Origin of the sequence: Pseudoalteromonas sp. Z9A6 (assembly GCF_011378805.1) — a bacterium.
Lineage (GTDB): Bacteria > Pseudomonadota > Gammaproteobacteria > Enterobacterales > Alteromonadaceae > Pseudoalteromonas > Pseudoalteromonas distincta.
In genome coordinates, this window is record NZ_WTKZ01000045.1 from 10272 (window position 1) to 13162 (window position 2891).

At 38.4% G+C, this 2891-nt stretch carries 4 protein-coding genes; 3 read left to right on the forward strand and 1 reads right to left on the reverse strand.

All coding sequences use genetic code 11. From position 1 onward, the window contains the following. A partial coding sequence (locus GQR53_RS21170; protein ID WP_240917487.1) for a HipA N-terminal domain-containing protein occupies positions 1–308 on the forward strand: 308 nt, incomplete at its 5' end. Here the strand turns inward: GQR53_RS21170 and GQR53_RS15175 are convergent. After that, a complete protein-coding gene (locus tag GQR53_RS15175) occupies positions 244–1470 on the reverse strand; it encodes an RNA-guided endonuclease TnpB family protein (protein WP_165744392.1) in 1227 nt (408 codons plus the stop codon). The genes GQR53_RS21170 and GQR53_RS15175 overlap by 65 nt on opposite strands. 38 nt (positions 1471–1508) lie before the next feature. On the opposite strand from GQR53_RS15175, the gene tnpA reads away from it, so the two are divergent. After that, positions 1509–1901 (forward strand): IS200/IS605 family transposase, encoded by a 393-nt coding sequence (gene tnpA / locus GQR53_RS15180; RefSeq protein ID WP_165744393.1) that lies wholly within the window; start codon positions 1509–1511, stop codon positions 1899–1901. Between the two features lie 114 nt (positions 1902–2015). Then, positions 2016–2882, forward strand: coding sequence for a HipA domain-containing protein (locus GQR53_RS15185; RefSeq protein WP_288986998.1), 867 nt, complete (start codon positions 2016–2018; stop codon positions 2880–2882). The last annotated feature ends 9 nt before the right edge of the window (positions 2883–2891 follow it).

Consider the following 2891-nt stretch of genomic DNA (forward strand, 5'->3'; position numbering starts at 1 on the left):
AAAAAAAAAAAAAAGGTATAGACGGTTACTCTTCAGGTTCTCTGCATCCTATCTTTTCACAGAACTTACCAGAGGGCTTTAATCGTCGCTTTATAGCTGACAAGTTAGCAAGGTATGCAAAAGTAAATGACATGTACCTTCTCGCTCTACAAGGAGAGCAAGGCATTGGCATGCTATCATGTGAACTACCCATCGACGCCACTCCGTGTCGATCAATGGGCTTCTACAGCCTTGACTTAGAGACTAGGCTGCTTCTTTTTTCTCAGTTCCAACAGCAAACTTCGATAGCTCGAAGACTTTCGTTTTAATGGCTGATTTCTGCTGAGATGTGGGGGTAACCCTTGCGACGATCCCAGCCGCAATCAAATCTAATTCACCTGTTTTTGCTATGCTTTTAGCCGCTGACAAGTCCCGGTTTTGGTTAGTTTCACAAGCCGTACATGTGAAATATCTGTCGTTCAATGTTAAAACATGATGTTGGCCGCATTCAGAACAAACCCCAGTGGATTTTTCAAACCTGCCAATCTCGTGATAGAGTTTACCTTCAAGCTCAGTTTTGTATTTTGAAAGCTGAGTAATTAAGCCCATCACATTGTCGGCAACCATGCTGCCATTGAACTTTTGCATCCCTTTTACGTTTAAATCTTCGAACACTAAAATGTCATTTTCATTGGTTATCTGGCGTGAAATTTTGTGTGCAAAGTCGAGCCTTTGCCGTGAGATTTTGCCGTGTAATTTGTTGATGCGTTGTTTGGTTTTGTGCCAGCGATTTGAACCTTTAGTTCGGCGTGCAAGCTGGCGTTGCAATTGATTTAACTTTGTTTTTGACTGCTTTAAAAACTTTGGATTGTCGGCCACGTAGCCGTTCGAGCCAACTACCGTTTGCTTTGAGTTAATGTCAAAACCTGTGATTGTTTTTAAAACGCGAAGCGCTGTTTTGCACTCCACTTCTTGAGTAATACTGCATTCCCATTTTCCGTGGTGATACTGGATAGTTACAGTCTTGATTTTACTTGCTAGTTTGCGATGCAAGATAATGGGTATCTTGCCTACCTTTGGGATACTGATAGCGCCATTTTCAATGCGGATACAGTTTGAGTTATTGACCGCTCGAAAACTATCGTTGTGAAGTTTTTTCTTTTTATATGAGATTTTATGCTTTGGAAAGCGCTGCAAACGGCCTTTCGAGATTGCGTTCTTTAACGCTGTTTCTAAGTCGCGAGCAACTTGCTGAGCTGCTGCCGAGTCAAAAGACTTAATCCACGTAAACTCTTCGAACGTCTTGATATCTTTAAGTAGTGAGGCCATGTCTTTGTAAAACAAAAACGTTTTATCGTGCTCGTATCGACGCATATTCTCAGACAACAATAAGTTCCAAATGCCACGCGCTGTCGCGCCAAACTCAACGAGTTTAGCTTCTTGCTCTGGCGTAGGATTTAGCCTGTAGTTGTATCTAAGCGTCTTTTTCATATACTGTATAGACTACTGTATGGAAATGAGTTGTCAAGATGGAATATGAAACTAAATCTCACTGTAAATATTTAATAGCGCTACATTTAATACTTGTGGTTAAATATAGAAAACAATTGTTAAAAGGTGATGTAGGTGATTTTGTAAAACAAAAAATCACTGAAATTGCAGAGCGCTCAGAATTTAATATCGAAGAGATCGAGGTGGACAAAGATCATATACACATATTGCTAACGATCTCTCCCAATATCAGTGTTGCGAGTTACGTTAGGAGAATTAAACAATCTACAACGCAAAGTCTGTCGAGATTTAAATGGTTTAAAAAGCAATTCTGGGTTAAAAAAACATTTTGGTCTGACGGATATTTTGTTTGCTCTGTTGGGAATGCGGCTGCTGATACAATTCAAAAATACATTCAAGAGCAGGGCTAACTATTCCGATTCATCCCATCGACACCGCTTCGCGTCGATCAATGGGTTTTCTCGGAAAATTTCGATAAAAGTGAACTTTCGTTACCAGAAGCAGATACTATTCCACTGAACGATATCTTATCTTACAACAGTACTGAGCCTCTATTCCCTCAACTATTAGAAAAGTACTATCTAAGAAACTCATTAGCTGGCGTACAACCTAAAGTAAGCATTCCTAATGCCAGCAATATTAAAACTGACAGAACAGTCCAACAAAAAGATTTAATCGTAAAATCATTTGATTCTGAATTTCCATTACTTACTGTAAATGAATTTGTATGTATGGAAGCAGCTAGATACTGCGGGTTTAAGCCACCTAAAACGTATTTATCCCATAATCTCGAAACATTTGTCATAGAACGCTTCGACACAGCACAAGATGGTACAAAGCTAGGCTACGAAGACTTTACCACTTTATTAAAAAAGCCAAATGATCCCGATGCAAAATACACGGGCAATTACGAAACACTACTCAAAGCAACAAGCTTGTACACTAATAGCCAATCAGAAGTTGAAAAAATGTATAAGTATATTGTATTTAATTGCTTAATTGGTAACGGTGATGCACACCTCAAAAATTTTGCTCTTCAGTACACACCAGATATGTCGAGGGTTTACCTTTCCCCACCTTTTGATATAACACACACAAAAATTTATGAGGCTATCGACAATAAAATGGCGCTTAAGCTTTCTAACAGTAAAGAATTTCCTGATATAAATCATTTATTAAAACTCGCTGAGGGTACTCACTTTAAAATTAGGAAAGCTAAAGAAATAGTAGAATCCCTGAGTGACAACATACTTGATTACCTGAAGCAATCTGAAGAAGTGAAGTTATTTAATGGCTTACGCAACTCAATAGAAAACTCTGTATCAAGTATAATGACACCAAGCTATTCAACAAAAAACTATCGTCATGACAGAATAAAAAAGTTTGAGTAATATTAAGAC